Source organism: Lutibacter sp. (genome assembly GCF_041596795.1).
In the GTDB taxonomy this organism is placed as follows: domain Bacteria; phylum Bacteroidota; class Bacteroidia; order Flavobacteriales; family Flavobacteriaceae; genus Lutibacter.
Genome location: NZ_JBFHHX010000191.1, coordinates 1 through 4,751 on the forward strand (window position 1 = coordinate 1; position 4,751 = coordinate 4,751).

Consider the following 4,751-nt stretch of genomic DNA (forward strand, 5'->3'; position numbering starts at 1 on the left):
CATTTATACAATGTAAACAAAGCAACAACCACAAAAATTAACGTTGGAAATTACGAATATATTCCACGGATAAAATGGACAAATGATGCAAATACACTTTGTGTTACCACTTTAAACCGTCATCAAAATAATTTGAAATTATATTTTGTGAACGCTACAGATTTTACTTCAAAAGTAATTTTAAATGAAACAGATAAAGCTTATGTAGACATTCACGACAATTTAACTTTTTTAAAAGATAACAGCTTTATTTGGACAAGCGAAAAAGATAGGTTTAATCATATTTATTGGTATTCAAAAGATGGGAAATTACTAAATAAAGTTACCAACGGCGCTTATGAAGTAACCAACTTTTATGGTATTAATGAAAATTCAAAAACTGTTTTTTACCAATCTGTAGAAGATGGCTCAATAAACAGAACAGTTTATTCTATTCAACTAAACGGTAAAAACAAAAAAAGATTATCAAATGCATCAGGAACTAATGATGCTGCATTCAGCAAAAATTTAGCCTACTTTATCAATACCTATTCTGATGCTAATACACCTCCAATTTATACACTACACAACTCAAAAGGAGTACTTTTAAAAGAGGTTTTAAATAATAATTTACTTTCTAAACAGCTAGAAAATTATACCATTTCTAAAAAAGAATTCTTCACATTAAAAACCTTAAACGGAGAATTTAATGCGTGGATGTTAAAGCCTTCTAATTTTGACTCTACTAAAAAATATCCATTATTTATGACACAATATTCTGGCCCAGGATCACAATCTGTTAGTAATAGCTGGAATAGTGCAAATGATTATTGGTATCAACATTTGGCACAAAAAGGCTATATAATTGTTTGTGTTGATGGAAGAGGAACTGGTTTTAAAGGTGCCGATTTTAAAAAAGTTACCTATAAAGAATTAGGAAAATACGAAGTTCAAGATCAAATTGATGCTGCAAAAGAATTAGGAAAACTTTCTTACATCAATAAAAATGAAATTGGTATTTGGGGATGGAGCTATGGCGGATTTATGTCTAGCAACTGTTTATTAAAAGGAAATGATGTATTTAAAATGGCCATTGCTGTTGCTCCTGTAACAAGCTGGCGCTTTTACGATTCAGTATATACAGAACGATATATGCAAACTCCACAAGAAAATCCAAGTGGTTACGATGAAAATTCACCACTTAATTACGCCAAATTATTAACCGGAAACTATTTATTGATACACGGAAGTGGTGATGATAACGTTCATGTTCAAAATTCTATGAGAATGGTAAATGCCTTAATTGAAGCTAATAAACCTTTTGATATGGCTATTTATCCAGATAGAACACATGGAATTTATAGAGGACAAAACACAAGACTTCATTTATTCAATAAAATGACTAAATTTATCGAGGAAAATTTAGGAGAAAAATAAAGCCTTAAAAAATAATAAATTTTAAAAACAAAACTGCTTTTAACAAATTAACTTAAATAAAATTATGACTGACAAAACAATAAAAGAGGAACATCCTAAAGGACTATACTCACTGTTTTTTACTGAAATGTGGGAACGTTTTAGTTACTATGGAATGCGTGCACTTTTAACAATATTTTTAACTGCCGAACTAGCTACTGGTGGTTTTGGAATGGATCGTGCAGAATCTTTAGCAATTTATGGTTTATTTACAGGTTTGGTTTACCTTACTCCAATTATTGGGGGCTGGTTTGCTGACAAAATAATAGGGCAACGTAAATCCATTTTTATAGGAGGTATAACAATGGCAATAGGTCAGTTTTTATTGGCAGCAAGTGCGGTTACATCCTTATACAACGATTTAGATTCTCGCCTTTTTATCTTTTATTTAGGGTTAGGTGTTTTAATATTAGGAAATGGTTTTTTTAAACCAAATATCTCAACAATTGTAGGTGACTTATATGAAAATGATGATCCAAGAAAAGATGGTGGTTTCACTATTTTTTATATGGGTATTAATATTGGTGCATTTTTATCACCATTTGTGGCTGGTACTTTAGGAGAAAAAGTAGGTTGGCCTTATGGTTACTTAACTGCTGGTATAGGAATGTTAATAGGTGTTATTTGGTTTTATGCTAGGAGAAATACTTTAGATAATTTAGGATTACCTCCTGGAGCTGCTGAAGAAGGAAGAACAAGCTTAATTGTAAAGGACTGGAGAGATATTGTTATTTATTCAATTGCAAATTTTGTTGTTGTTTTAGCTGTAATGCTTTTTTGGGGAGTTACTAATGATTTAGTTCATACTATTGTAATGTGGGCTGTTGGTATTGGAGGAGCATCATTTTTAGGACTTTCTATTTTTAAAGGAACAACAGGATCCACAGAATGGACACGTGTAATTGTAATTATCATTTTAGCAATATTTAACATTGTTTTTTGGGCTGGTTTTGAACAAGCTGGTGGTACATTTAACTTGTTTGCGCAAGAAAACACAAATAGAATGGTTGGAGGGTTTGAAATTCCTACAACTTGGTTTCAGAATATAAACCCAATTGCTATTGTAACTTTAGCTCCTTTATTTTCTATCTTATGGATAAAATTGGCAAAAGTTAAAGCAAACCCAAGAACTCCAGTAAAATTTGCCTTAGCTATGTTTATAGGTGCAATTGCATTTTATATTATGACTTTAGCTAGTAATAGCGCAGAATCTGGAAATTTAGTTAGCCCAATGTGGTTAGTAGTTGTGTATACATTGCTAACAGTTGGTGAATTAATGTTGTCTCCTATTGGTCTTTCAATGGTAACAAAATTATCACCAGGAAAAATAACCTCAATTATGATGGGTGTTTGGATGGCAAGTTTTGCATTAGGTAACTATTTAGCGGCTACATTAGAATCTATTTTACATCAATATCAATTTGATTTATATCCATTTATAACTTGGTTAATGGCTGGGTCAGGTGTTGCATTATTAGCACTATCTCCATTATTAAATAAATTTATGAAAGGAATTCATTAAAACAGGAATTTAACCTTTAATAATTAAATTCAAAAAAGCTCAAGTGATTAATTTCTTGAGCTTTTCTTTAAAATATCTAATATGAGTACAGAAGAAAAAAATTTAGGATTTATAGGACTTCTTAAATCATTTACAAAGCCTTTTTGGTTAGCAAGTATCATGGAGCTTTTTGAACGTTGGGCATGGTATGGTTTATTTGCTGTTTTAGCGCTATACTTAACGGGTTCAACTGATGAAGGTGGTCTTGGTTTCAAGCATATTGAAAGAGGTGAAATAATGTCTTATGTTACTTTTATCTTATATTTATTACCAATTATTACTGGAGCAATTTCTGATAAAATTGGATATAAACTATCTCTAATTATAGCTTATTTATTATTAGGTATAGGATATTACTTTATGGGTGAAGTTACTTCATATTCTTCTGTTTTTCTTATGTTTCTAATTGTAGCAGTCGGTGCAGCCATGTTTAAACCTGTTGCTTCTGCAATTGTTACAAAATCTACTGATGAACGAAATTCATCTTTCGGATTTGGTGTATTTTATATGATGGTGAATATTGGAGGTTTTTTTGGACCACTTTTTTCTGCAAAATTAAGAGATGAATATGGTTGGAGAATTGTATTTATAATGGCGGCTATGGCAATAGCTGTAAACTTAATAATAGTAATCTTCTTTTTTAAAGAACCTAACAGAGAAAAAAATGAAGATTCCCTAGGTTCAACAATTCTTAAATCTTTAAAAAATATTTTTGAAGCTCTTTCTGATATGAAATTGACTTTGCTTCTTTTAATAATGGTTGGTTTTTGGTTAATGTTCAATCAATTATTTTACACGTTACCTGTATTTATTGAAGAGTGGGTAAATACGACACCACTTTACGACGCCTTATCAAACTATACTCCTTGGATTGCTGAATTTTTCAAAAATAAACATGGAGGAATTAATCCAGAAATGGTTGTAAATCTTGATGCATTTTTTATAGTTATTTTACAAATGATTGTTTCAACAATCATCTTAAAATGGAAGCCTATTAATGCTATGATGACAGGTATTTTAATTGCAGTAATTGGTATTGCTCTATCATTTTATACCTCAAATGTATTTTTTACAATATTTGGTATTTTAATATTCGCTATTGGTGAAATGACTTCAAATCCTAAATTCTCCGATTATATTGCTAAAATTTCTCCGAAAGGAAAAGAGGCACTTTATATGGGAACTTATTTTTTACCAATTGCTTTTGCAAACTTATTAACCAAGTGGATTACGGGAGATTTATATCAAAACCTTTCTGATAAAGTTAGTTTAATTAGAAAAGAATTAACAACAAAAAGCATTGAGTTACCTGAAATTAGTGAAACTTACACAAAAAATCAATTTTATGAAGAAGCGGCTTCTAAATTACAAATGACGCAAGATCAAATGACAAATCATATTTGGGATATATATCACCCAGGAAACATCTGGTATGTAATTGCCGCCATTGGTTTTTCTACAATTATTGGGTTAGTAATTTATGATTATGTAATAAAAAAGCAACTTAAAAAGACTGCTTCCAACTAATAAAATTAAAATGAATTTAAAAAGAAACGAATTTTTTGACACACAAGTTTTAGGACATCCATCTGGACTATTTGTATTATTTTTTACCGAAATGTGGGAGCGTTTTTCATTTTATGGAATGCGTGCCTTATTGGTATTATTTTTAGTAAGCGCCTTAGGTATAGGCGGCTGGGATTGGCCGCGTGAAAATGCGTTGGCTTTATATGGA

At 30.7% G+C, this 4,751-nt stretch carries 3 protein-coding genes and 1 pseudogene; all 4 read left to right on the forward strand.

The features are described from left to right. A partial coding sequence (locus ABY298_RS14840) for a prolyl oligopeptidase family serine peptidase (RefSeq protein ID WP_372746835.1) occupies nt 1-1,416 on the forward strand: 1,416 nt, incomplete at its 5' end. Between the two features lie 64 nt (nt 1,417-1,480). After that, a complete protein-coding gene (locus tag ABY298_RS14845; protein WP_372746836.1) occupies nt 1,481-2,977 on the forward strand; it encodes a peptide MFS transporter in 1,497 nt (498 codons plus the stop codon). 81 nt (nt 2,978-3,058) lie between these two features. Continuing rightward, the gene (locus tag ABY298_RS14850) at nt 3,059-4,543 is read left to right on the forward strand and encodes an MFS transporter (RefSeq protein ID WP_372746837.1); all 1,485 of its coding nucleotides are present in this window, start codon (nt 3,059-3,061) and stop codon (nt 4,541-4,543) included. A gap of 10 nt (nt 4,544-4,553) precedes the next feature. Next, a pseudogene (locus ABY298_RS14855) lies at nt 4,554-4,751 on the forward strand (MFS transporter); the annotation flags it as partial.